Origin of the sequence: Cognaticolwellia aestuarii, assembly GCF_002000025.1 — a bacterium.
Taxonomy (GTDB): Bacteria; Pseudomonadota; Gammaproteobacteria; order Enterobacterales; family Alteromonadaceae; genus Cognaticolwellia; species Cognaticolwellia aestuarii.
This window is the reverse complement of sequence record NZ_MUZV01000010.1, coordinates 158,807-183,072: the sequence shown is the minus strand read 5'-3', so window position 1 is coordinate 183,072 and position 24,266 is coordinate 158,807. Positions and strand designations below refer to the sequence as shown.

Here is a 24,266-nt window from a genome sequence, read left to right as displayed (position 1 = left end):
GTAGAGCTTATCAACCCAGTAGCGATGGACGAAGGTTTACGCTTCGCGATTCGTGAAGGTGGTCGTACAGTTGGTGCTGGTGTTGTATCTAAAATTATTGCTTAATTTTAGACCACACTAGAACTTAAAAAAGGATGCTTCGGCATCCTTTTTTGTTTTCAGTGGAGCTAGTTTAAGGGTTTATCCTAAGAAGCTTGGTGTCGAGTTTTTGGTGCGTTGTAACGACTATTTGTTTGACCAGTTCCTGAATAGATTCGACAAAAATATTAAATTCATCTACAAGTTTACCTATCTCAGCGTTCTTCAATGGAGCTATTCTTTGAGTCAAGTCACCATAGTCTTCAGCAATGTTTTTCATTGCATCTTGTAATCTTGTTATCTTTTTAACAAAAGGTAAAACACTCAGCTATATCACTATAGCAATCATTAAAATAATGGCGATTACAATGGCAATAGAGCATCTAAAAGCTGCTTTAACGGGTTCAGTTAGCAGTTACTCGGGTATCAAAAATAAGCTTCCAATTCATCGAAGGGTAGTCACATTAAACTTAATTAAAGGCTACCTGATAATTTGTACCACGCCATGCTACTTTAGCTATGTCGGCAGTAAGGTGTGCAACAGTACTTTGTAATTGTTCGAAACCAGACGTATCAGGAAAATGCTCATCAATACTGGCCATAAGTGTCATCTGGTTGAAATGTATCATTAAAGCCTAGGAAAAACACCAGCTTTGCGATATCAGCTATTAAGAATGCTTGACCCTCATTTTTGTATTTAGTGGGTGCTAGCAAATCTTTACCTATAGTGCTGATCAATATGTCCATAGCACCTATGTCTAGCAATTTTCCATTCGCTAAATAGTAGGGTAAAGTAATAGTTGCTGAAATTGAACCGTCATTATTGTCGACGGCAGGAGCAGTGATGTACATCTTCCCTTGTGGTAGGTCATCACGCCGCATGGGTGCTGATTGGTAAAATTATGTGCATCATTATATCGACCGTTTAGATCGAAATACTCATGAGTATTCCCACTACCAAAAAATACACTTTTTATGGCAATGTCTTGGGTGGAGAAGTATTTAAAATAACGAGTTAAATCTTGATACTGCTTGTTATCAGTAATATTGCTCAAACGTTGCTTGTAAGTGGAAAACTAATCAATAACCTGCGGATTAGCAAAGATGCTATTATTGATCTGAGCTTTTGCTATAAATAAGTTTTTTACTTTAGTTGAACGCATTGTGACACTATTTTACATGCCTGCAATAACTTGCCTGAGTTTATAGTCACTCATTTTTGATAAAATGAAAAAAGAAGCGATGATTAAAAAAACAGCAACTGCACCTGATATAGTAATCACAAATTGACTTAATATTGAGCGTCATAAAAATAGTACACCTGAAACTACCTGCACTCTAGTCTATTGTTTTATTATTAGTAGTCTAATGCCACCAAGCTCTGGAAATAATCAGTAAACATAGATACTTAGAAAACGCTAACATGTGCTGCGGTATATGACTGGATTTTGTACATAGTAAATTAATAAATTTTTGACAATAAAAAAGGATGCTTAAGCATCCTTTTTTGCGTTTAGATAAAAAGAAAAATTATTTCTTTTTACTAGCCGCTTCACGTTCTTTTACTTCAGCAATAACTGCTTCAGCTACGTTGTTAGGACAAGGCATGTAGTGAGAGAATTCCATAGAGAATTGACCACGGCCAGATGTCATAGTACGTAAAGATCCGATATAACCAAACATTTCAGAAAGAGGTACATCAGCTTTAATGCGAACACCAGTAGAAGAAGGCTCTTGATCTTTAATCATGCCACGACGACGGTTTAAATCACCAATAACATCACCAACGTGATCTTCAGGAGTGAACACATCAACTTTCATGATAGGTTCAATTAACTGAGCACCAGCTTTTGGAATTGATTGACGGAAAGCACCTTTAGCAGCAATTTCGAATGCAACAGCAGATGAATCGACCGCATGGAAACCACCATCAAATAGTTCAACTTCAACATCTAGCACAGGGAAGCCAGCTAATACACCAGTATCCATCATACTCTTGAAACCTTTCTCAACAGCAGGGAAGAATTCTTTAGGTACGTTACCACCAACAACTTTAGAAGTGAATGTGAAACCTGAGTTTGGCTCACCTGGACGGATACGGTAATCAATTTTACCAAATTGACCAGAACCACCAGATTGTTTCTTATGCGTGTAGCTATCTTCAATTTCTTGCGTAATAGTTTCACGGTAAGCAACTTGAGGTTTGCCAACTGTTAAGTCAACACCGTAAGTACGCTTAAGTATGTCTACTTTAATATCTAAATGAAGCTCGCCCATACCTTTAAGGATTGTTTCACCTGAATCGATATCTGTTTCAACTTGGAAAGTTGGATCTTCAGCAACCATTTTACCAATTGCAATACCCATTTTTTCTGAGCCACCTTTATCTTTAGGTGTAACAGAAATAGAGATTACTGGTTCTGGGAATACCATAGCTTCTAGTGTACATGGATCTTTAACATCACATAATGTGTGACCCGTTTGTACATTCTTCATGCCAACGATTGCAAGAATGTCACCAGCTTGTGCTTCAGTTAACTCAGTACGGTCATCTGCTTGCATTTCAACCATACGGCCAACACGCTCAGTTTTACCTGTAAATGAGTTTAATACTGTATCGCCTTTTTTCAATACACCAGAGTAAACACGAATAAAGGTTAGGGCACCGAAACGGTCATCCATAATCTTAAATGCTAATGCTTTGAATGTTTCTTTAGTATCAACGATAGCGAATTTACCCGTTGGCTCACCAGCTTCGTCTGTTAAAGGTTGTGGGTTAACTTCAGTAGGTGAAGGTAAGTAATCAACAACAGCATCAAGTAATAACTGCATACCTTTGTTTTTGAAAGCAGAACCACAGTAAGTAGGGAAGAACATAATTTCACGTGTACCTTTACGAATACAAGCTTTGATTTGTTCATCAGTAGGTGTAAGTTCACCTTCTAAGTAGTCCATTAACAGATCTTCATCTGCTTCTAATGCTGTTTCGATTAGTTGCTCACGGTAAATAGCAGCATCATCAACCATATCTGCTGGAATATCAGTGATTTCGTAGTTTTCTGGAAGACCAGTGTCATCCCAAATGTAAGCTTTTTGACTTAATACATCAACAACACCTACGAAGTCATCTTCTTCACCAATTGGTAAAGTCATAATAAGTGGGTGAGCACCTAAAACTTTTTTAACCTGGTCAGTTACACGGTAAAAGTTAGCACCTAAACGGTCTAGCTTGTTAACGAAAATTAAACGAGAAACTTTAGAGTCGTTTGCATAACGCCAGTTAGTTTCTGATTGTGGCTCAACACCACCAGAACCACAAAATACACCAACACCACCATCAAGCACTTTAAGTGAACGATAAACTTCAACTGTAAAGTCAACGTGACCAGGAGTGTCGATTACGTTAAAACGATGTTTTTTCCACTCACATGTAACAGCAGCAGATTGGATAGTAATACCGCGCTCAGCTTCTTGTTCCATGAAGTCAGTTGTTGACTCGCCATCATGTACTTCACCAGTTTTGTGGATTTTACCGGTTAGTTTAAGGATACGTTCTGTTGTCGTTGTTTTACCAGCATCAACGTGAGCGAAGATACCAATATTTCTGTATTTAGCTAAATCTGCCATTACGTTACTCTATTTATGAAAATGAATTGTTGAAAATTTGCGCGCGAGTATAACATTACTTAATTAAAATCGACATAAAAAAATTTTGATGTTTGTCAATTTTATTAAAACGAGTCTCGTGATTTGTCATTATTCTAGAAGGATGATATTTGGCAGGACCATCAACACCTCAGATATATTTTAATTGTTCTGCTTATTATAGGGTAAAATATATAGGTGAAACTGAATGTAAAAATTTGCATCCAAGTAGCATTAGATATGATGTGCAGCTATAAGTAACTCAAGTATGCGATTTGTTATTAGTGCAAATCCTCATCGAGAGTATTAATCACTAGCTGAAGATATAGTTTCTCAGTATTAGTTCGGGAAGCGAATAACCAAGTGTTTACAATAATAGTTGAAATTATCGTCTTTCTCTGTATAATACCGCTCCACGTCGAGTTAAACTCTTCGTATAATTAGTTAACATATTAGTTTTTATAACTAAATAGTTAACAACACAGCAACTCCGATTTGGAGTTGAATGTTATAGCGATACTCCCCCCTTTTCATAAAAAAGGTGATGGGCAGTATTTTGTTGTTCTTTAAAATGGGGATTTGTCTTAATGTCAAATCAAAGAATTCGCATTCGTTTGAAAGCGTTCGATCATCGTTTGATTGATCAATCAACAGCTGAAATCGTTGATACTGCTAAGCGTACTGGCGCACAGGTTCGTGGTCCAATTCCACTTCCTACTCGCAAGGAACGTTTCACTATCTTGACTTCACCACACGTAAACAAAGATGCTCGTGATCAGTACGAAATTCGTACTCACAAACGCATGATTGATATCGTAGAACCAACTGAGAAGACTGTAGACGCATTAATGCGTTTAGACCTTGCAGCTGGTGTTGACGTTCAAATCAGCTTGGGTTAATAGGAGTTTTAACATGACTATAGGTCTAGTTGGACGTAAAGTGGGTATGACTCGCATCTTCTCTGAAGATGGCGTATCTACTCCTGTAACCGTCCTAGAAGTTGAAGCGAACCGTATTGCTCAGGTTAAAACTGTTGACAATGATGGTTATTCAGCGCTTCAAGTTACTACGGGTAGCAAAAAAGCTAATCGTACTAACAAGCCAACAGCCGGACATTTCGCTAAAGCTGGTATCGAAGCAGGTCGTGGCCTGTGGGAATTCCGCTTAAACGAAAACGAAGGTGAAGGTCTTGAAACTGGCAGTGAAATTACTGTTGAGTTATTCAATGACACGAAATTAGTAGACGTAACCGGTACTTCGAAAGGTAAAGGTTTCCAAGGTGGTATTAAGCGCTGGAATTTCAGCATGCAAGATGCTACTCACGGTAACTCTATCTCTCACCGTTCAAACGGTTCAATCGGCCAGTGTCAAACACCAGGTCGTGTTTTCAAAGGCAAAAAAATGTCTGGTCACATGGGTGCTGCGAAAGTTACTACGCAAAACCTTGAATTGGTTCGTGTCGATGCAGAACGTAACTTGCTCCTTATTAAAGGTGCGGTTCCGGGTGCAATCAACGGCAACGTAATCATTAAACCAGCTGTTAAAGCCTAGTCCAGGAGATTTGTGATGGAATTAGCATTAAAAGACGCTTCAGGCGCTCTTGAAGTTTCTGAAACAACTTTTGGACTTGAGTTTAATGAAGCTCTTGTACACCAAGTAGTAGTTGCTTATGCAGCTGGTGCTCGTGCTGGTACTCGTGCTCAAAAGACTCGTTCAGAAGTTAGCGGCGGTGGCGCAAAACCATGGCGTCAAAAAGGTACTGGCCGTGCTCGTGCTGGTACAACTCGTGGTCCAATCTGGCGTACTGGTGGCGTAACATTCGCTGCTAAGCCACAAGATCACAGCCAAAAAGTTAACCGTAAAATGTACCGTGGTGCGATTAAAAGCATCCTTTCTGAGTTAGTTCGTCAAGAACGCTTAGTTGTGGTAGAAAATTTTACAGTTGAAACACCAAAAACTAAAGAGTTAGTAGCTAAACTAAACGGTTTGGAGTTAAAAGACGTATTGATCGTTACTCCAGAGCTTGATGAGAACTTATTCTTATCAGCACGTAACTTATACAAAGTTGACGTACGTGACGTAGACGGTATTGACCCAGTTAGCTTGGTTGGTTTCGAAAAAGTTTTGATGACTGCTACTGCAGTTAAACAACTTGAGGAGATGTTAGGATGATAAACGAAGAACGTTTACTGAAAGTGCTTTTGGCACCAAACATTTCTGAGAAAAGCACAATGGCCGCTGAAGCAAACAACACAGTTGTTTTCAAAGTTGCTACTACTGCTACTAAAGCTGAAATCAAAGCTGCTGTTGAGAAACTTTTTGAAGTTTCAGTTGATGGTGTTCGCACATTAAATGTTAAAGGTAAAGTGAAACGTACTGGTGCTCGTTTTGGTCGCAGAAGCGATTGGAAAAAAGCATACGTTACTCTTGCTGAAGGCAGCGACATCGACTTCGTCGGCGCGGAATCATAGGAGTTTACGAAAATGGCTATAGTTAAATGTAAACCTACTTCTCCGGGTCGTCGCCACGTTGTTAAAGTGGTAAACACGGAGTTGCATAAAGGTAAGCCTTACGCACCATTATTAGACACTAAGTCTAAATCTGGTGGTCGTAACAATACTGGTCGTATTACAGTTCGTCACGTTGGTGGTGGTCACAAGCACCATTACCGTATGGTCGACTTTAAGCGTACTAAAGATGGTATCCCTGCAAAAGTTGAGCGTTTGGAATATGATCCAAACCGTAGTGCAAACATTGCACTTGTACTTTACGCAGATGGTGAACGTCGTTACATCTTAGCCCCTAAAGGCTTAAAAACTGGTGATTCAATCCAGTCTGGTGTAGATGCTCCTATTAAAGCGGGTAACACTTTACCACTTCGCAACACACCATTAGGTAGTGTTGTTCACGCAATCGAACTTAAACCAGGTAAAGGTGCTCAAATCGCACGTGCTGCTGGTACTTATGCTCAACTAGTTGCTAAAGACGGTGCTTATGTCACTTTACGTCTTCGCTCTGGTGAAATGCGTAAAATTGAGTCAGATTGTCGTGCTACTTTAGGTGAAATCGGCAACGCTGAACACATGCTTCGCTCTTTGGGTAAAGCAGGTGCATCACGCTGGCGTGGTGTTCGCCCAACTGTTCGTGGTGTTGCCATGAACCCAGTTGATCACCCACACGGTGGTGGTGAAGGTAAAACATCAGGCGGTCGTCACCCGGTATCACCTTGGGGTGTACCAACTAAAGGTTACAAGACTCGTTCTAACAAGCGTACCGATAAATTTATCGTACGTCGTCGTACTAAATAATAGTACTTATAATTAAAGAGGAATCACCATGCCACGTTCTCTCAAGAAAGGTCCATTTATAGACCTACACTTGTTGACGAAGGTAGAGACAGCGGTGGAAAGCGGGAATAAAAAGCCAATTAAAACTTGGTCCCGTCGTTCAATGATCATACCAAACATGATCGGATTGACCATTGCCGTCCATAATGGCCGTCAACACGTACCTGTATTTGTAACTGATGAAATGATCGGTCACAAATTAGGTGAATTTGCACCAACTCGTACTTACCGTGGCCATGTCGCGGATAAGAAAGCGAAGAGATAGGGGAAATTAGATGGAAGCTATTGCTAAACATAAATTTGCCCGTGGTTCAGCGCAAAAAGCACGTTTAGTTGTGGATCAAATCCGCGGCTTACACGTTGAAAAAGCACTTGAAATCTTAACATTCAGCAACAAGTCTGCTGCTGTTTTGGTTAAAAAAGTACTTGATTCAGCGATTGCTAACGCAGAACACAATGAAGGTGCAGACATTGATGAGCTTATCGTAAAAACTATTATGGTTGACGATGGTCCAACAATGAAACGTATTAAGCCTCGTGCGAAAGGTCGCGCGGATCGTATCCTTAAGCGTACAAGTCACATTACTGTGATTGTATCTGATAGCTAGGAGATATTAGAATGGGTCAAAAAGTCCATCCAAATGGTATACGCCTAGGTATCACGAAACCTTTCGCGTCTACTTGGTTTGCAAGTACTAAAGATTTCGCAGCTAATTTACACGGTGACCATTTGGTTCGTGAATATTTAACTGAAAAGCTTAAGCGTGCATCATTATCAAAAATCGTAATTGAGCGTCCAGCTAAATCTATCCGCGTTACAATTCACACGGCTCGTCCGGGTGTTGTAATCGGTAAGAAAGGCGAAGACGTAGAGAAATTACGTTTAGCGGTTTCTAAAATTGCTGGTGTTCCTGCTCAAATCAACATCGCTGAAGTTCGTAAGCCAGAAATGGATTCGCAGCTTGTTGCTGACAGCATTGCTAGTCAATTAGAACGTCGTGTAATGTTCCGTCGTGCGATGAAACGTGCAGTACAAAACGCAATGCGTTTAGGTGCTAAGGGTATTAAAGTTGAAGTTAGTGGTCGTTTAGGCGGTGCAGATATTGCACGTTCTGAATGGTACCGTGAAGGTCGTGTTCCATTACACACTTTACGTGCTGACATTGATTACTCAATTGCGCGTGCTGATACCACTTACGGTGTTATCGGTATCAAAGTGTGGATCTTTAAAGGTGAAGTAATTGGTAATATGCCATTACAAGCTGAGCAACCAGCAGCTAAGCCTAAAAGAAAAACTAACCGCAAGACCAGTAAGTAGAGGAATAAGTTATGTTACAACCAAAACGTACTAAATTCCGTAAGCAATTTAAACTGCGTAACCGTGGTCTTGCACACACTGGTAGCTCAGTTAGCTTCGGTACTTTCGGGTTAAAATCAATGGAACGTGGTCGTATGACTGCGCGTCAAATTGAAGCGGCTCGTCGAGCAATGACTCGTCACGTGAAGCGTCAAGGTAAAATCTGGATCCGTGTATTCCCTGATAAGCCAATTACTAAAAAGCCTCTTGAGGTTCGTATGGGTAAGGGTAAAGGTTCAGTGGAATATTGGGTATGCCAAATTCTACCTGGTCGTGTTCTTTATGAAATGGAAGGTGTTTCGGAAGAGATTGCTCGTGAAGCATTTGCTTTAGCAGCAGCTAAACTTCCTTTCAAAACAACTTTCGTAACTAGAACGGTGATGTAATGAAAGCAAGCGAATTGAAAGAAAAAAGCATTGAAGAGCTAAACGCTGAATTGCTTGAATTGCTACGCGAACAGTTTAACTATCGCATGCAAGCAAGCACTGGCCAATTAGCACAAACTCATTTGCTAAGAACAGTACGTCGCAATATTGCACGTGTTAAGACTATCATAACTGAAAAGGCAGGTAAGTAATGAGCGAAGCTAAAATTCGTACACTACAAGGTCGTGTTATCAGTGATAAAATGGATAAGTCTATCACTGTATTAATTGAACGACGTGTAAAGCACCCAATCTACGGTAAGTTCATGACGCGTTCAACTAAGTTGAAAGCACATGATGAAACTAACCAATGTGCAGCGGGTGATTTAGTATCTATTCGTGAATGTGCTCCAATTTCTAAGAGTAAATCTTGGACTTTGGTTGACGTTTTAGAAAAAGCTTAATCGCTTAATCTAAATCACAATAAGTACTTTAATAAGGCTCTGCTTCGGCAGGGCCTTTTTATTTGCCTAAGTAAATAATATGTGTGTTGATTCAAAAAATAGTAATTTCGTTTATCAGCTAGTGATTTAGGCTATTTTGTAGATGTTAAAATTGTTATGACAGGTATTTCTTGCTACTGAACACCGTCATATTTTATAGCCTAAATTCTGATTATGCATTGCTAACTTACTTTAGTGTTCATTTTTTAGCTAAATTTAGTATCACTTTTGAATAACCGGTGTTATAATCTCGCGCCCGCTCGTTATGGGTAGGTGGTAAAAGGCAGTGACGGGTCGAATTTTTGGCCTTAAATTTCTATCTTTTCATATGTGTAAAAGATAATTAGCGGAGCAATATAAATGATCCAAATGCAATCACAATTGAACGTGGCTGATAACAGTGGCGCTCGTCGTGTACAATGTATAAAGGTTCTTGGTGGCTCGCACCGTCGCTACGCACGCATTGGTGACATCATCAAAATTGCAGTGAAGGAAGCAAATCCTCGCGGCAAGGTTAAAAAAGGTGATGTATTAACTGCGGTAGTGGTGCGCACAAAGAAAGGTGTTCGTCGTACAGATGGTTCAACTATCCGTTTTGATGAAAACGCGGCTGTAATGTTAAATGCTAACTTACAACCAATTGGTACTCGTATTTTCGGGCCTGTGACACGTGAACTTCGTAATGAGAAATTTATGAAGATCGTATCATTAGCACCAGAAGTACTATAAGGAGTCACGATAATGGCATCTAAGATTCGTCGTGATGATGAAGTAATCGTACTTGCAGGTAAAGACAAGGGCAAAACTGGTAAAGTGACCAAAGTTCTTGTTGAAGAAAGCAAAGTATTTGTTGAAGGTATCAACTTAATCAAGAAGCACACTAAGCCTGTACCTCAGTTACAGCAGCCTGGTGGAATTGTTGAAAAAGAAGCACCTTTAAATGTATCCAACGTTGCGATTGTTAACCCAGCTACTGGCAAAGCAGATCGTGTTGGTTTTAGAGATGAAAACGGCAAAAAAGTTCGTTTTTTCAAATCTAATAACGAATTAATTTAATTGGAGTAAACGATGGCGAAACTGCATGATTTTTACAACGATACAATTGTTGCAGAGCTTCAAAAGAAGTTTGAATACAAAAGTGTCATGCAAGTCCCTCGGATTGAAAAGATCACCCTTAACATGGGTGTTGGTGAAGCTATTGCTGATAAAAAAGTACTAGAACACGCCACAAATGATCTTACTGCAATCTCAGGTCAAAAGCCGGTCACGACAGTTGCACGCAAATCAGTTGCGGGCTTCAAAATTCGTGAAGGCTACCCTATTGGCACAAAAGTAACTCTACGTGGCGAACGTATGTGGGAATTTTTAGAGCGTTTAATCTCTATTTCTATTCCTCGTATCCGCGATTTCCGTGGCTTGAATCCTAAGTCATTCGATGGTCGTGGTAACTACAGCATGGGCGTACGTGAGCAAATCATTTTCCCTGAAATCGATTACGATAAAATCGATAAAATTCGCGGAATGGATATCACTATCACTACAAGTGCGAAGAACAATGAAGAAGGTCATGCATTATTGACTGCCTTCAACTTCCCATTTAAGAAGAAGGTGTAGAGTTATGGCTAAATCGTCAATGAAAGCTCGTGAAGCTAAAAGAACCAAATTAGTTGCACAATACGCTGAAAAGCGTAGCGCACTAAAAGCTATCATCTCTGGTGTTGATTCTTCTGAAGAAGAACGCTGGGATGCTGTATTGAAACTTCAAGCATTACCTCGTGATTCGAGCAGTAGTCGTCAACGTAACCGTTGTAATATTACTGGCCGTCCACATGGTTACTTACGTAAATTCGGTCTAAGCCGTATTAAATTGCGTGAAACTATGATGCGCGGTGAAGTTCCAGGTCTTAAGAAAGCTAGTTGGTAATTCACGGGAGTAAATGGTTATGATGACTGATCCTATCGCGGATATGTTTACACGCATTCGCAACGGTCAATCTGCAGCAAAGACTGCAGTTACAATGCCATCTTCAAAGGTTAAAGTTGCAATTGCCAACTTGCTTAAAGAAGAAGGTTACATTTCAGAGTTTTCAGTTGCTGAAGGTGCTAAGCCTGAGTTAACTGTTGAATTGAAATATTTTGAAGGTAAAGAAGTAATTGAAGTGATCAAACGTGTTTCACGTCCAGGTCTTCGCGTATACAAAGGTGCTCAAGAGCTTCCTAAAGTATTAGCAGGCATGGGTATCGCTATTATTTCTACTTCTAAAGGTCTAATGACTGATCGCGCCGCTCGCAATGCGGGTCTTGGCGGTGAAGTTCTTGGTTTCGTAGAGTAAAGGAGCAGAATTATGTCTCGTGTTGCAAAAGCACCTGTCGCAATCCCTGCAAACGTTACTGTTACGTTATCAGGTCAAGACATTAAAGTTAAAGGTCCAATCGGCGAGTTATCTCATACTATCCATAGTGACGTTGTTGTTTCTCAAGAAGAAAACAACCTTGTTACTAACATAGTTGCAGATGTTAAAGGCGCTTGGGCTCAAGCCGGAACAGTACGTGCTTTAATCAATAATATGATTGAAGGTACTGGTAAAGGTTTTGAGAAAAAATTATTGTTAAACGGTGTTGGTTACCGTGCAAAAGCTGCTGGTAAGTCTTTAGATTTATCTTTAGGTTTTTCACACCCAATCAGCCATGCAATTCCTGAAGGAATTACCGTTGAAACTCCTAGCCAAACTGAAATCATACTGAAAGGTGCTGATAAACAGTTGGTCGGTCAAACTGCAGCGAACATTCGTGCATACCGTAAACCTGAGCCTTACAAAGGTAAAGGTATTCGTTATAGCGATGAGAATGTACGTCGTAAAGAAGCTAAGAAGAAGTAGGATAATACTATGGATAAGAAAACATCTCGTTTGCGCCGCGCTAAACGCGCTCGTGCAAAAATTAGCGAGTTGGGTGCGAATCGTTTAGTTGTATTCCGTACTCCTCGTCATATTTACGCGCAATTGATCGCACCAACGGGTTCTGAAGTAATCGCAGCAGCGTCTACTTTAGACAAAGAAGTTAGTGCTCAGTTAGAAAAAACAGGTAACGTTGAAGCAGCTACGGCTGTAGGTAAAGCAATTGCAGAACGTGCAGTAGCTAAAGGCATCACTAGTGTTGCTTTTGACCGTTCAGGTTTCCGTTACCATGGTCGCGTGAAAGCGTTAGCAGATGCAGCTCGTGAAGCTGGTCTTCAGTTTTAGGGGTTGATAATGGCTAATCATAATCAAGAAAACTCACAACAAAGTGATATGGCTGAAAAGTTAATCGCAGTTAACCGCGTTTCAAAAGTGGTTAAAGGTGGTCGTATTTTTAGTTTCACAGCACTAACCGTAGTTGGTGATGGCGCTGGTCGCGTTGGTTTTGGTTACGGTAAAGCACGTGAAGTGCCTGCTGCAATCCAAAAAGCAATGGAAAAAGCACGTCGTAACTTAGTAACCGTTGATTTGAAGGGTACTACTCTTCAGCATGCTATTAAAGGCAAGCACTCTGGTTCTAAAGTTTACATGCAACCAGCTTCTGAAGGTACAGGTATCATCGCCGGTGGCGCGATGCGTGCAGTACTTGAAGTTGCAGGCGTACAGAACGTATTGTCAAAAGCATACGGTTCTACCAACCCAATTAACGTAGTTCGTGCTACTGTTTCTGCTCTTGCGAATATGCATTCGCCTGAAGCTGTTGCAGCTAAGCGTGGCAAAAGCGTTTCAGACATTTTGGGGTAATTGAGCATGGCTAAAACAGTTAGAATAACTCAGTTAAAAAGTTCTATCGGTCGTTTACCGAAGCATAGAGCTACATTAAAGGGTCTTGGTTTACGTCGTATCCGTCATACAGTAGAGTTAGAAGATACTCCATCTGTACGCGGTATGATCAATCAAGTATCTTATATGATTAAGGTGGAGGATTAATAATGCATTTAAATACTTTATCTCCTGCACCAGGTGCTAAGAAAGCCAAGAAACGCTGTGGTCGTGGTATTGGTTCTGGCATAGGTAAAACAGGTGGTCGTGGTCACAAAGGTCAGAAGTCTCGTTCTGGCGGTAGTGTACGTCCTGGTTTCGAAGGTGGTCAAATGCCATTGAAACAACGTTTACCTAAATTTGGTTTCACGTCACGTAAATCTTTAGTTCGCGCTGAAGTACGTTTACATGAGCTAAATAACATCACAGGTGATGTTGTCGATATCTTTGCCCTTAAAGATGCTAACTTAATCACACGTAACATTGTGTCAGTGAAAATCATGCTTTCTGGTGAAATCACTCGTCCAATTACTGTACGTGGTTTAGGTGTTACTAAAGGCGCTCGTGCAGCTATTGAAGCTGCTGGCGGAAAAATCGAGGAATAGTACAGAATGGCTAAACCAGGAATGGATAATAAAGCGCAAGGCGGATTGTCTGAGCTTAAACAAAGGTTATGGTTTGTATTCGGAGCCTTAGTTGTGCTTCGTTTAGGAACATTTGTGCCAATCCCTGGTATTGACGCCGCTGTATTAGCTCAGTTGTTTGAACAACAAAAGGGCACCATTGTAGAAATGTTTAACATGTTCTCTGGTGGTGCTCTTGAGCGAGCCTCTGTATTGGCACTTGGTATTATGCCGTACATTTCAGCTTCTATCATAATGCAATTGCTAACGGTGATGCACCCAGCAATGGCAGAATTGAAAAAAGAAGGTGAAGCTGGACGACGTAAGATTAGTCAATACACCCGCTACGGCACTTTAGTTCTAGCAACTGTACAATCAATTGCAATAGCAAGAAGTTTACCGGGAATGATGCCAGGTCTAGTAATGGACGCAGGTTTCGGATTCTACTTTGCTGCGGTAGTAAGTTTGGTTACTGGTACCATGTTTTTAATGTGGTTAGGTGAGCAAATTACAGAACGCGGTATTGGTAACGGTATTTCTATCTTGATATTTGCAGGTATTGTTGCTGGTATGCCGTCAGCTGTTGGTCAAACAGCAGAGGCGGCGCGTCAAGGTGAATTGCACTTATTAGTATTGTTGCTAATTGGCGTAATTATATTTGCTACGACTTTCTTTGTAGTATTTGTGGAACGTGGTCAACGACGTATTGTTGTTAATTACGCTAAGCGTCAGCAAGGCCGTAAGGTTTTTGCCGCGCAGAGCACACATTTACCTTTAAAAGTGAATATGGCAGGTGTTATTCCACCAATCTTCGCTTCAAGTATTATCTTGTTCCCTGGCACGCTTGCGAGCTGGTTTGGACAAGGTGACGGTATGGTTGCTGATTTCCTACAAGAAGTATCAATTGCTATTTCTCCAGGACAGCCGCTATATGTAATGTTACTTGCTGCAGCGATAATATTTTTCTGTTTCTTTTACACGGCTCTTGTTTTCAACCCGCGTGAAACTGCAGATAACCTGAAAAAATCTGGTGCGTTTATTCCTGGGATTCGTCCTGGTGAGCAAACGTCTAAATATATCGATAAAGTTATGACTCGCTTAACCCTAGCTGGTGCGATGTATATAACCTTTATCTGTTTAGTACCTCAGTTTATTATCATGGCATGGGACGTCAATTTTTACTTTGGCGGCACATCACTACTTATTATTGTAGTTGTGATAATGGACTTTATGGCACAAGTACAGACGCATTTGATGTCTCATCAATATGATAATGTACTTAAAAAAGCAAACCTTAAGGGCTATGGCCGTTAGGCTGAGTCATTAGGTAACGGAGTATAAAATGAAAGTACGTGCATCCGTAAAAAAGATTTGTCGTAACTGTAAAGTTGTTAAACGTGCTGGTGTTGTTCGTGTAATTTGCGAAGAGCCAAAGCATAAGCAACGTCAAGGTTAATATTGACCTGAGCGAAAGCTTAATCTTTTAGAAGTGGCATTATGTAGATAACTCTGTATAATGCCGCTTCGATTTGCAAAAAAACGCGCTGGTTGAGTATCCTAACGGGCTTTTCAACCGGTAAATTTTAAATTTAAAATAGGAGATGTGTTAGTGGCCCGTATCGCTGGCATTAACATCCCTGATCGTAAGCATGCAGTAATCGCCATTACTGCGATCTTCGGTATCGGTGCAACACGTGCGAAAGCAATTTGTGTAGCAACTGGTATTGCAGAGTCAACTAAGATCAGTGAATTGGACGAAGCTCAAATTGATTTGCTTCGTGCAGAAGTGGATAAATACACCGTAGAAGGTGATTTACGCCGTGAAGTTTCAATGAACATTAAACGTCTTATGGATTTAGGTTGTTTCCGTGGCATTCGCCACCGTCGCAGTCTTCCTCTACGTGGTCAACGCACTAAAACTAATGCGCGTACCCGTAAAGGTCCTCGTAAGCCAATTAAGAAGTAAGAGGAACTAGACAATGGCTAAAACACCTGTACGTACGCGTAAACGCGTAAAAAAACAAGTTGCTGATGGCATGGCTCATATCCATGCTTCTTTCAACAACACAATCGTAACTCTTACAGATCGTCAAGGTAACGCCTTATCATGGGCGACTGCTGGTGGTTCAGGTTTCCGTGGTTCACGTAAATCTACTCCATTTGCTGCGCAAGTAGCTGCAGATCGTGCTGGTAAAGCTGCACAAGAGTTTGGCTTGAAGAATATTGAAGTGTTCGTTAAAGGTCCGGGTCCAGGTCGTGAATCTGCTATCCGTGCTTTAAATGCTGCTGGTTTTAAAATCACCAACATTACTGACGTTACACCTATTCCTCATAATGGTTGTCGTCCTCCTAAGAAACGTCGCGTTTAATCGTACTTTTTTTAGGATAGTTGGAGAAAGAAAATGGCTAGATATTTAGGTCCTAAGTTAAAGCTTAGTCGCCGCGAAGGTACAGATTTGTTCCTTAAAAGCGGTGTTCGAGCAATTGACACTAAATGTAAAATCGAAACAATACCAGGTCAACACGGCGCCCGTCGCGGTCGTTTATCTGACTACGGTATTCAGCTTCGTGAAAAACAAAAAGTTCGTCGTATATATGGCGTACTAGAAAAACAATTCCGCAACTACTATAAAGAAGCGGCTCGTCTAAAAGGCAATACAGGTGAAAACTTGTTACAACTTTTAGAGAAACGTCTTGATAACGTAGTATACCGTATGGGCTATGCAAGCACTCGTGCTGAAGCTCGTCAACTAGTTAGCCATAAAGCTATCGTAGTTAACGGTGTTGTTGTTAATATTCCATCTTTCACTGTTAAAGCCGAAGATGTAGTTTCTGTACGTGAAAAGTCTAAAACTCAAGCGCGTATTATCGCTGCTTTAGAATTAGCTGAGCAACGTGAGAAGCCAGTTTGGGTTGAAGTAGATAACAAGAAACTTGAAGGCGTTTTTAAACGTGTTCCTGATCGTTCTGACTTGTCTGCCGAAATTAATGAACAGTTGATTGTTGAACTTTACTCTAAGTAAAGTTGCACTTTAAGAGAGGACATAATGCAGGGTTCTGTAACCGAATTCCTTAGACCACGATTGGTTGATATCGAAACTGTTAGTGCTACTCGCGCTAAAGTAACTTTAGAGCCATTAGAGCGTGGTTTTGGTCACACTTTAGGTAATGCGTTACGCCGCATTCTTTTATCTTCAATGCCAGGTTGTGCTGTAACTGAAGTTGAAATTGACGGTGTACTTCATGAGTACAGCAGTAAAGAAGGTGTGCAAGAAGACATCATCGAAATATTGCTTAACCTTAAGGGACTAGCTATAAGTTTAGAAGGCAAAGATGAAGCTGTTCTTACCTTAACTAAGTCCGGTGAAGGCCCTGTAACGGCTGCCGATATCCAACATGATGGTGATGTAGAAATTGCAAACCCAACACATGTAATCTGTCATTTGACAGGTGATGGCTCTATCAGTATGCGTATAAAGGTTGAAATGGGACGTGGTTATGTTCCAGCTTCAGCTCGACGCGATGCCGAGGAAGAAGATCGTGCAATCGGACGTTTGTTAGTTGATGCTTCATTCAGTCCCGTTGTAAGAATTGCCTATGATGTTGATTCTGCACGTGTTGAACAGCGTACAGATTTGGACAAATTGGTCTTAGACATGGAAACTAACGGAACGTTAGATCCTGAAGAAGCAATTCGTCGCGCTTCAACAATTTTAGCGGAACAGCTAGATGCGTTTGTTGAGCTTCGTGATGTGACTGAAGTAGAGCCAAAAGAGGAAAAACCACTGTTTGATCCTATTTTGCTTCGTCCTGTTGATGACCTTGAACTTACTGTTCGTTCAGCAAACTGCTTAAAAGCAGAAGCAATACAATATATTGGCGATTTAGTACAGCGTGCTGAGGTTGAGCTTCTTAAAACACCTAATTTAGGTAAGAAGTCTTTAACTGAAATCAAAGACGTTTTGGCGTCTCGTGGTTTGTCTCTGGGCATGCGCCTAGAAAACTGGCCACCAGAAAGCATAGCTGATAACGACTAAGTCGATCATCGTTTTTTAATAGTTGAGATAAGGATTAACTTATGCGCCATCGTAAAAGCGGTCGCCAGTTAAACCGTAATAGCAGTCATCGCCAGGCGATGTTCCGCAATATGGCAAGTTCATTAGTTAAGCACGGTTTGATTAAAACTACTGTTGCTAAAGCTAAAGAACTACGTCGCGTTGTTGAGCCACTAATTACATTGGCCAAAACCGACAGCGTAGCAAATCGTCGTTTAGCATTTGCTCGCACACAAGATAAAGAAGTAGTTGGTATTTTATTTAACGAACTTGGTGCTCGTTACCAAGAACGTCCAGGTGGTTACACTCGCATTTTAAAATGTGGTTTCCGTACTGGTGATAAAGCACCTATGGCTTACGTTGAACTTGTAGACCGCCCAGCAGCTGAAGAAGCCGCTGAAGTAGTTGAAGAGGTTAGCGCAGAAGCGTAATTTAGTATTTACTAAATTTATTTCTGTCGGAATTGAAAGCGGAGCTTAGGCTCCGCTTTTTTGTGTCTAAAAAACACCAATAAGTGCTAAAAACTTGACCCACTACTTAATACCTCGTATAACAATTACCCACGCAAAAATAGGTCTATACACTTTATGTCATCACGTAACCCGATTATTGCCGTTACAGGTTCTTCAGGGGCTGGTACCTCTACGACGATTGAATCGTTTGAACATATATTTCGCACATTAGGTATCATATCGGCAACAGTTGAAGGTGATAGCTTTCATCGATATTCGCGTCCGGAAATGGACTTAGAGAAACGTAAGGCAAGAGAAGACCAACGTAATATCAGCTATTTTGGTGATGCAGCTAATGATTTTGGAGCGTTAGAAAAACTGTTTAAAGATTATTCTGAAACAGGTAAGGGAAAGATACGTAGATACTTACATACGTTTGATGAAGCCGTACCATATAATCAAATGCCAGGAACTTTTACCCCGTGGGAGGAGTTGGGTGATGGTACCGATTTGCTGTTCTATGAAGGTTTACATGGCGGTGTCGTGACCGAGAAAAATGATGTGGCTAAACATGTTGATTTACTTATTGGTATGGTGCCGATTGTTAACCTTGAATGGATCCAAAAAATAATACGTGATACCAATAAACGCGGCCATAGTCGTGAAGCTGTAACAGCAAGTATTGTTCGAAGTATGGAAGACTATATTTCTTTTATTACTCCTCAATTTTCACGAACTCATGTTAACTTTCAACGAGTTCCTACTGTTGATACTTCAAATCCTTTTAGTGCCAAAGCAATTCCAACATTAGATGAGAGCTTTGTTGTCATTAGATTTAGAGATTCGACTAATGTTGATTTTCCGTATTATTTAAGCATGATTGATGGTTCGTTTATGTCGCGGATGAATACACTTGTGGTCCCGGGTGGAAAGATGGGCTTGGCGATGGAGTTGATATTAACACCGTTGATTAAAGAATTAATGGATAAGAAAACTGAAGCAAATAAACAACTAGACTGGATGAGTGATTTATAACATAGCATTCAAAAGTGTTAACTGATAGGTGTGTCAACTTTCTAAACACACCTCAGTGGTAGCTAGACCTTTATAGTAGCTCTAATAACGTAATCAACAGCGTGCAATTATTTACATTATTGTTGTGGAGATATGATCTTAAAGTCATGTGTGATGTTGACAGTTTTATTTAGCATAAGAGCGACAGAGCAATATTTATCTGCAGATAAATTAACCGCTCGTTCAACATGTTTCTCACTAACTTCAGTACCCTCAATAACAAAATGTAAATGGATATCTGAAAACAACCTAGGCACAGAGTCGACGCGTTTGGCTGTTATCTCGACTTTACAATTTAGAATGAGTTGTCGTACTTTTTTGAGAATGCTTACCACATCAACTGATGAACATGCACCTAAAGATAAAAGCACATTCTCCAATGGACTCGGTGCTAAAGAACCCGCATTTGCATCTAATACCAATGAGTGACCACTTTCCGATGTCGCTAAAAATAGCTCATCACTAATCCATTTAACTTCTGCTTTCATTATGTTGTCCAAAGTGTTTTTAGTGATAATATTGTATGGAATTCATTAATGATTAGCTAGATTGTATAGTGGAATTAATCGTGAAATTAAATTTATTGGCTCTTAAGCAAACATAAAGATGGCGCACCCAGCAGGAGTCGAACCTGCGACCTCTGCCTCCGGAGGGCAGCGCTCTATCCAGCTGAGCTATGGGTGCACATTGAAATGATTTTAGCGCGGCAAATAGTATAGAGTATCGTCGTTTATGTCTAGCATGAATATGTATTTATTAGTTAAGTACTCAAATAGGATTTATTTAAAATTATTAATCTTAATAATTGGCGATTATGCTTATTGCACTTTGCAATGAGTTGCCTTTCTATGGTTATTGCCGATCCTAACATTGAAAAAGATGTACTTTCACCATGAAGATGCCTAAAGTAAAGGCTATAATATCTTTTATCTCAATATCCTATAAGCAAAAACTTGGCTATGAAATTACTCCTTATTGCACTTACTCTATGGTTGTTCATAATGACACAACCATTACTAGCTCAATCTTATGATACCGAGGTTATTAAAGCCGAACTTTATAATAGTACGGTACAACGAACCGGTAAGTTGGACTATAGGCGAACATTAAGTCTCTCATTCAAAAGCGCAGGTTATTTAGCTGTGCTTAATGTTGATGAAGGAGAAACGTTCGAGCAGGGGCAATTACTTGCATCGCTAAACATAACCGAGCTGCAAGAAGAAAAGAATTCATATTATGCACAATTAACGCAAGCAAAGCGTGATGTTAAGCGTATTAATCGTTTAATGGATGAAAAGTTGGCGTCTGAACGTGATTTAGATATGGCGATGACAGAAGTTGAAACAATACGAGCTGCATATCAAGTTGCTTATTACAATTTAGAACAAGCACAAATCTTTGCACCTTTTTCAGGTGTTGTTTTAGCTAGAAATACCGAGTTGGGTGAGTTGCAAAGCCCAGGGCAAGCCGCTCTACAAGTTGCAAAACTTGATTGGGTAGTTAAAGTCGCTTTAACAGGGCAAGAAATTAGTCAAGTGCAGTTAGGGCAGTCTGTAAAAGTATCAATACGTCAACGCGGTATCATCGAAGGTGTAATTAGCAAAATACCAGCAATTGCCAATAGCGAAGACAATTTATTTACTACTGAAGTTTTATTACCAAAAACAAACAATCGAATGATAGCAGGACAACTTGCTAGTGTGAGTATCGCTTTTGAAAATGATTATTTTATCTATCGATTACCTATAGCCGCACTGGTTGCTGTTGACGATGATGGCAAAGCCATTATTGTTGCAAAATCTATGGCAAGCACAGAGTTTACGCAGCAGAGCTTCGAGGTATTTGAGTTAGATAATGATTATGTTTACCTACGTGCTAATCGTAACGATGAACCGTTAACGGTAGTTACGCAAGGTTGGCAAAACTATTCACTGGGTGGGCAGTAGTCATTATGTTTCTTCCTCGTGTTGCTATAAAGAATGCTCAGTTTACCTTTACTATTGTTATCCTTTTGGTACTTGTCGGCATTGTGTCATATTTTCATATGCCTCGTTCTGAAGACCCTCAATTTGATATCCCCATTACCTTACTTGAAATTATCTACCCAGGCGCTTCACCAACGGACATAGAAACCTTAGTTGTTGACCCTTTAGAGGAGGAGTTCGCTGAAATTGAGGGGATCAAAAAGATAGAGTCTCAAATTAAAAATGGTGGTGCTAGAATCGAGGTCACTTTTTTATACGGTAGTGATCCCAATGCAGCATACAATGAAGTAAAACAAGCCGTATCAACCGTAAAGCCAACATTACCTGAGGGTGTGCAAGATGTTTTAGTATTGAAGGCTACGCCGACCAGTGTCGCTATTATTCAATTAGCGCTTTGGAGTGATTCAACTGATTATAAAAAAATGGAATTTCATGCTAAGCAGCTTGAGAAACGTTTAGAGGCGATTGAGGCAGTAAAAAAAGCTGATATTTGGGGCTATCCTACACAAGTTGTAGCAGTAGATCTTAACCTTGCTATGTTAAAGCATTACGGTATCAGTGTGGCAACTATTAATGCCTTGCTACAAAAGCGAGCAATAAATATTACGCCTGGTTTTGTTGATGCTAACACACGCAGATTTAATGTAAAAACCAGTGGTAATTTTCAACATCTTGATGAACTAAATAATACAGTTGTATTTTCCAATGAGAGTGCAGTTATTCGTTTAAAAGATGTTGCTAACGTTCAGTTCTCGAGTCGTGAGGCTAGTTACTTAGCTTACTATGACGGTAAGCCAGTCATCTTTTTAACAGCAGAACAAAGAATGAATACCAATATATTCGCTCTCACTAAAGCCATTGATGAAGAAATTGCTGCATTTAGGCAAACCTTACCTGACACCATAAAAATAGCGACACTTTTTAAGCAATCTGAAGGGGTTGAAAATCGTGTTAATGGCTTCTTTGATAATTTATGGCAAGGTCTTGTGTTAGTTGGGTTGATGTCCTTGATTTTTTTAGGCGTTCGAGAAGCGGTGGTTGTTATTATTGCTATCCCGTTGTCATTTTTAATCGCCATTGGATGGTTAGACTTTGCAGGCTTTGGCTTACAGCAAATGTCAATTGTTGGTCTTATTATCGCGTTAGGCCTCCTCGTTGATAACGCTATTGTAGTAACCGAAAGCATTCATCGAGAAAAGAAAAAGACAGCTGATTTGGTTGAAGCCTCTACGTCAGGCACCAGCAAGGTTGGCTGGGCGATCACTAGTGGTACTGTCACCACTATGCTAGCTTTTTTACCTATGCTGATGTTAGCGAGTGATACTGGAGATTTTGTGCGCTCTATGCCGGTAACCGTAGTGCTCGTCTTATTGGCTTCTTTATTGGTTGCTTTAACTGTTACCCCATTACTCGCCAGTAAATTTTTCAGTCGTAAAGAAAGTAAAATTAAAACATTACAGTTTTATGTCAATAGTTTTGCTGAACAATATTACACAACATGGCTGAGTCGCTTAATGAACGCTAAATTGTTGATGCTAATAGGAGCTTTCATTGCGCTATTTGCTATGGCTTCGCTGTTTGGGCAAGTTGGCGTTAGTTTGTTTCCGAAAGCTGAAAAGTCAATGTTACTTATCGATGTTGAAACACCAGCTAATTCATCGTTAGATTATACCAATAAAGTTATGCATTCGATGACTGAATTTATTGAAACTCAATCTTATGTCGATAAAATAGCACTTAATGTTGGTAACTCTAACCCTCGAATTTATTACAATGAAATCCCTAAGCGTGGCGTAGCCAGTTATGGGCAACTACTCTTAGTATTAAAAGCTTATGATGAAAAAGAAGTTAATGTATTAGTGTCCGCATTACGAGCAGAGTTCTCTAAATGGCATCAAGCAAAAATTACTGTAAAAGAGTTCACTCAAGGTCCGGTTACCGACCAACCTATTACAGTAAGGTTAATTAGTGAGTCATTGTCAGATCTTGAGCGTGTAGCTGCAGACTTGCAAAATAAAATTGCTTCAATACCTGGTGCGATCAATCTCGATAACCCTATTGGTATTGCCAATACTGAATTAGCGTTAGTAATTGACTATGATAAAGCTGCGCTTTCGGGGGTTGATATTAATCAATTAGATAATAGTATCCAGACTGCACTTTCTGGAACTTTTATCGGCCAGTTTAATGACAGCAACGGTGAAAACTATCCCATTCTGGTTCGTCGTCCTAAGAGTGATTTAGCCGGATTATCCGACATAACAATTGTCAACCAGCAAGGTAAAAACGTGCCTCTAGGACAATTTGTTGAAATGAAGTTGCAAAAAGGGCGTACTGACTTTTTCCATTATCAAAAACTACGCATGGCCCGGGTATCTGCTGATGCAGCGCAAGGGTATTCCGTACAAGAAATAACCACTGAAGTAGTTAGTTATCTTGATAATTATCAATTACCCGCCGGTATGTATTACCTCTTGGGTGGAGAAGAAGAATCACGACAAGAATCTTTTGCAGGCTTGTCGCAAATAATGCTGATAACGGCTATTGGTATTTTCGCTATTTTAGTTCTGCAATTTAAATCATTTTTACAACCGTTAGTTATTTTTACATCAATTCCATTTGCCATGACCGGTGCTGTACTTGGTTTATACTTGACGGGCTTATCATTCTCTATGATGGCATTTATTGGCCTGATCAGTTTGTTTGGTATTGTGGTCAATAATGCAATTATTCTAGTAGATACCACGAATAAAAACTTGGCTGATAAAATGACCAAGAAGCAGGCCATTTTATCAGCCAGTTCAACACGCTTTACACCGATACTATTAACAACCATTACCACTATCGGTGGTTTATTACCATTAACATTATTTGGTGGTAGTTTGTGGCAACCGCTGGGTGTAGTCATTATTTCAGGTTTATGTATTTCAGCTGTAGCTAGCTTTATTATTGTGCCAATTTTGACCGAATTATTTACAAAAACGACGGATAGTGAGCTATAAAT

The 24,266-nt window shown here is 40.1% G+C and carries 37 protein-coding genes and 1 tRNA gene; 32 read left to right on the top strand and 6 right to left on the bottom strand.

Features of this window, described 5'->3' with window-relative positions:
* Positions 1-105: EF-Tu C-terminal domain-related protein (locus B0169_RS15675; protein WP_077287512.1), on the top strand; the 105-nt coding region annotated here is incomplete at its 5' end.
* A 67-nt stretch (positions 106-172) separates the two neighbouring features.
* On the opposite strand, the gene B0169_RS19745 is transcribed toward B0169_RS15675, so the two are convergent.
* The 4 genes from B0169_RS19745 to fusA all read right to left on the bottom strand — a co-directional run bounded on the left by B0169_RS19745 (position 173) and on the right by fusA (position 3,705).
* Positions 173-379: a HAMP domain-containing protein gene (locus B0169_RS19745; protein ID WP_280522518.1), complete on the bottom strand. Its 207-nt coding sequence runs from the start codon at positions 377-379 to the stop codon at positions 173-175.
* 169 nt (positions 380-548) lie between these two features.
* Positions 549-680 (bottom strand): hypothetical protein, encoded by a 132-nt coding sequence (locus tag B0169_RS19655; RefSeq protein WP_268875729.1) that lies wholly within the window; start codon positions 678-680, stop codon positions 549-551.
* The gene (locus B0169_RS15665) at positions 667-960 is read right to left on the bottom strand and encodes a hypothetical protein (protein ID WP_143324307.1); all 294 of its coding nucleotides are present in this window, start codon (positions 958-960) and stop codon (positions 667-669) included. The genes B0169_RS19655 and B0169_RS15665 overlap by 14 nt, the downstream gene beginning before the upstream one ends.
* A 648-nt stretch (positions 961-1,608) precedes the next feature.
* Positions 1,609-3,705, bottom strand: a complete 2,097-nt coding sequence (gene fusA / locus B0169_RS15660; RefSeq protein ID WP_077287506.1) for an elongation factor G — start codon at positions 3,703-3,705, stop codon at positions 1,609-1,611.
* 605 nt (positions 3,706-4,310) lie between these two features.
* Between fusA and rpsJ the strand changes: the two genes are divergently transcribed.
* From rpsJ to B0169_RS15515, 29 genes are all read left to right on the top strand, one after another.
* On the top strand, positions 4,311-4,622 hold the full coding sequence (rpsJ, locus tag B0169_RS15655; RefSeq protein ID WP_070375080.1) for a 30S ribosomal protein S10: 312 nt from the start codon (positions 4,311-4,313) through the stop codon (positions 4,620-4,622).
* A 13-nt stretch (positions 4,623-4,635) separates the two neighbouring features.
* Entirely contained in the window at positions 4,636-5,274 is a 639-nt protein-coding gene (gene rplC / locus B0169_RS15650; protein ID WP_077287504.1) for a 50S ribosomal protein L3, read from the top strand.
* Between the two features lie 15 nt (positions 5,275-5,289).
* Positions 5,290-5,895 (top strand): 50S ribosomal protein L4, encoded by a 606-nt coding sequence (gene rplD, locus B0169_RS15645; protein WP_077287502.1) that lies wholly within the window; start codon positions 5,290-5,292, stop codon positions 5,893-5,895.
* Positions 5,892-6,194 carry a 50S ribosomal protein L23 gene (gene rplW, locus B0169_RS15640; protein ID WP_077287500.1) on the top strand — a complete coding sequence of 101 codons (303 nt, stop codon included), beginning with the start codon at positions 5,892-5,894 and terminating at the stop codon, positions 6,192-6,194. The genes rplD and rplW overlap by 4 nt, the downstream gene beginning before the upstream one ends.
* A gap of 12 nt (positions 6,195-6,206) precedes the next feature.
* The gene (gene rplB / locus B0169_RS15635; RefSeq protein ID WP_077287498.1) at positions 6,207-7,031 is read left to right on the top strand and encodes a 50S ribosomal protein L2; all 825 of its coding nucleotides are present in this window, start codon (positions 6,207-6,209) and stop codon (positions 7,029-7,031) included.
* A 28-nt stretch (positions 7,032-7,059) separates the two neighbouring features.
* Positions 7,060-7,335 (top strand): 30S ribosomal protein S19, encoded by a 276-nt coding sequence (rpsS, locus tag B0169_RS15630; RefSeq protein WP_077287496.1) that lies wholly within the window; start codon positions 7,060-7,062, stop codon positions 7,333-7,335.
* 10 nt (positions 7,336-7,345) lie between these two features.
* On the top strand, positions 7,346-7,678 hold the full coding sequence (gene rplV / locus B0169_RS15625; RefSeq protein WP_077287494.1) for a 50S ribosomal protein L22: 333 nt from the start codon (positions 7,346-7,348) through the stop codon (positions 7,676-7,678).
* A gap of 11 nt (positions 7,679-7,689) precedes the next feature.
* Complete coding sequence (rpsC, locus tag B0169_RS15620; RefSeq protein ID WP_077287492.1) at positions 7,690-8,388, top strand: 30S ribosomal protein S3; 699 nt, start codon at positions 7,690-7,692, stop codon at positions 8,386-8,388.
* 11 nt (positions 8,389-8,399) lie between these two features.
* Positions 8,400-8,813 (top strand): 50S ribosomal protein L16, encoded by a 414-nt coding sequence (rplP, locus tag B0169_RS15615; protein WP_077287491.1) that lies wholly within the window; start codon positions 8,400-8,402, stop codon positions 8,811-8,813.
* Positions 8,813-9,004: a 50S ribosomal protein L29 gene (rpmC, locus tag B0169_RS15610; protein ID WP_077287489.1), complete on the top strand. Its 192-nt coding sequence runs from the start codon at positions 8,813-8,815 to the stop codon at positions 9,002-9,004. Before rplP ends, rpmC begins: the two co-directional genes overlap by 1 nt.
* Positions 9,004-9,255 carry a 30S ribosomal protein S17 gene (gene rpsQ, locus B0169_RS15605; RefSeq protein WP_077287487.1) on the top strand — a complete coding sequence of 84 codons (252 nt, stop codon included), beginning with the start codon at positions 9,004-9,006 and terminating at the stop codon, positions 9,253-9,255. The genes rpmC and rpsQ overlap by 1 nt, the downstream gene beginning before the upstream one ends.
* A gap of 399 nt (positions 9,256-9,654) precedes the next feature.
* A complete protein-coding gene (gene rplN / locus B0169_RS15600) occupies positions 9,655-10,023 on the top strand; it encodes a 50S ribosomal protein L14 (protein WP_077287485.1) in 369 nt (122 codons plus the stop codon).
* A gap of 12 nt (positions 10,024-10,035) precedes the next feature.
* Positions 10,036-10,350, top strand: coding sequence for a 50S ribosomal protein L24 (gene rplX / locus B0169_RS15595; RefSeq protein ID WP_077287483.1), 315 nt, complete (start codon positions 10,036-10,038; stop codon positions 10,348-10,350).
* 12 nt (positions 10,351-10,362) lie between these two features.
* Complete coding sequence (gene rplE / locus B0169_RS15590) at positions 10,363-10,908, top strand: 50S ribosomal protein L5 (protein ID WP_077287481.1); 546 nt, start codon at positions 10,363-10,365, stop codon at positions 10,906-10,908.
* A 4-nt stretch (positions 10,909-10,912) separates the two neighbouring features.
* Positions 10,913-11,218 (top strand): 30S ribosomal protein S14, encoded by a 306-nt coding sequence (gene rpsN / locus B0169_RS15585; RefSeq protein ID WP_077287479.1) that lies wholly within the window; start codon positions 10,913-10,915, stop codon positions 11,216-11,218.
* A gap of 19 nt (positions 11,219-11,237) precedes the next feature.
* Entirely contained in the window at positions 11,238-11,627 is a 390-nt protein-coding gene (gene rpsH / locus B0169_RS15580; protein WP_143323570.1) for a 30S ribosomal protein S8, read from the top strand.
* A 12-nt stretch (positions 11,628-11,639) separates the two neighbouring features.
* A complete protein-coding gene (rplF, locus tag B0169_RS15575) occupies positions 11,640-12,173 on the top strand; it encodes a 50S ribosomal protein L6 (protein WP_077287475.1) in 534 nt (177 codons plus the stop codon).
* A 9-nt stretch (positions 12,174-12,182) separates the two neighbouring features.
* Positions 12,183-12,536: a 50S ribosomal protein L18 gene (rplR, locus tag B0169_RS15570; protein WP_077287473.1), complete on the top strand. Its 354-nt coding sequence runs from the start codon at positions 12,183-12,185 to the stop codon at positions 12,534-12,536.
* Between the two features lie 9 nt (positions 12,537-12,545).
* Positions 12,546-13,055, top strand: coding sequence for a 30S ribosomal protein S5 (rpsE, locus tag B0169_RS15565; protein WP_077287471.1), 510 nt, complete (start codon positions 12,546-12,548; stop codon positions 13,053-13,055).
* Positions 13,056-13,061: 6 nt separating this feature from the next.
* Positions 13,062-13,241, top strand: a complete 180-nt coding sequence (gene rpmD / locus B0169_RS15560) for a 50S ribosomal protein L30 (RefSeq protein ID WP_077287469.1) — start codon at positions 13,062-13,064, stop codon at positions 13,239-13,241.
* 2 nt (positions 13,242-13,243) lie between these two features.
* A complete protein-coding gene (gene rplO / locus B0169_RS15555) occupies positions 13,244-13,678 on the top strand; it encodes a 50S ribosomal protein L15 (RefSeq protein WP_077287467.1) in 435 nt (144 codons plus the stop codon).
* A gap of 6 nt (positions 13,679-13,684) precedes the next feature.
* Complete coding sequence (secY, locus tag B0169_RS15550; protein WP_077287464.1) at positions 13,685-15,010, top strand: preprotein translocase subunit SecY; 1,326 nt, start codon at positions 13,685-13,687, stop codon at positions 15,008-15,010.
* Positions 15,011-15,038: 28 nt separating this feature from the next.
* A complete protein-coding gene (gene rpmJ / locus B0169_RS15545; protein WP_077287462.1) occupies positions 15,039-15,152 on the top strand; it encodes a 50S ribosomal protein L36 in 114 nt (37 codons plus the stop codon).
* Positions 15,153-15,305: 153 nt separating this feature from the next.
* Positions 15,306-15,662 carry a 30S ribosomal protein S13 gene (rpsM, locus tag B0169_RS15540; protein ID WP_077287460.1) on the top strand — a complete coding sequence of 119 codons (357 nt, stop codon included), beginning with the start codon at positions 15,306-15,308 and terminating at the stop codon, positions 15,660-15,662.
* 13 nt (positions 15,663-15,675) lie between these two features.
* Complete coding sequence (gene rpsK / locus B0169_RS15535; RefSeq protein ID WP_076420861.1) at positions 15,676-16,065, top strand: 30S ribosomal protein S11; 390 nt, start codon at positions 15,676-15,678, stop codon at positions 16,063-16,065.
* Between the two features lie 33 nt (positions 16,066-16,098).
* The gene (rpsD, locus tag B0169_RS15530) at positions 16,099-16,719 is read left to right on the top strand and encodes a 30S ribosomal protein S4 (protein ID WP_077287458.1); all 621 of its coding nucleotides are present in this window, start codon (positions 16,099-16,101) and stop codon (positions 16,717-16,719) included.
* Between the two features lie 24 nt (positions 16,720-16,743).
* Entirely contained in the window at positions 16,744-17,733 is a 990-nt protein-coding gene (locus tag B0169_RS15525; protein ID WP_077287456.1) for a DNA-directed RNA polymerase subunit alpha, read from the top strand.
* Positions 17,734-17,774: 41 nt separating this feature from the next.
* The gene (gene rplQ, locus B0169_RS15520; RefSeq protein ID WP_077287454.1) at positions 17,775-18,182 is read left to right on the top strand and encodes a 50S ribosomal protein L17; all 408 of its coding nucleotides are present in this window, start codon (positions 17,775-17,777) and stop codon (positions 18,180-18,182) included.
* Positions 18,183-18,338: 156 nt separating this feature from the next.
* The gene (locus B0169_RS15515) at positions 18,339-19,238 is read left to right on the top strand and encodes a phosphoribulokinase (RefSeq protein WP_077287452.1); all 900 of its coding nucleotides are present in this window, start codon (positions 18,339-18,341) and stop codon (positions 19,236-19,238) included.
* Between the two features lie 116 nt (positions 19,239-19,354).
* On the opposite strand, the gene B0169_RS15510 is transcribed toward B0169_RS15515, so the two are convergent.
* Positions 19,355-19,765 (bottom strand): OsmC family protein, encoded by a 411-nt coding sequence (locus B0169_RS15510; protein WP_077287450.1) that lies wholly within the window; start codon positions 19,763-19,765, stop codon positions 19,355-19,357.
* 119 nt (positions 19,766-19,884) lie between these two features.
* Positions 19,885-19,961, bottom strand: a tRNA-Arg gene (locus tag B0169_RS15505).
* Positions 19,962-20,278: 317 nt separating this feature from the next.
* Between B0169_RS15505 and B0169_RS15500 the strand changes: the two genes are divergently transcribed.
* Positions 20,279-21,223: an efflux RND transporter periplasmic adaptor subunit gene (locus B0169_RS15500; protein ID WP_235838598.1), complete on the top strand. Its 945-nt coding sequence runs from the start codon at positions 20,279-20,281 to the stop codon at positions 21,221-21,223.
* Between the two features lie 5 nt (positions 21,224-21,228).
* The gene (locus tag B0169_RS15495; protein ID WP_077287446.1) at positions 21,229-24,264 is read left to right on the top strand and encodes an efflux RND transporter permease subunit; all 3,036 of its coding nucleotides are present in this window, start codon (positions 21,229-21,231) and stop codon (positions 24,262-24,264) included.
* The last annotated feature ends 2 nt before the right edge of the window (positions 24,265-24,266 follow it).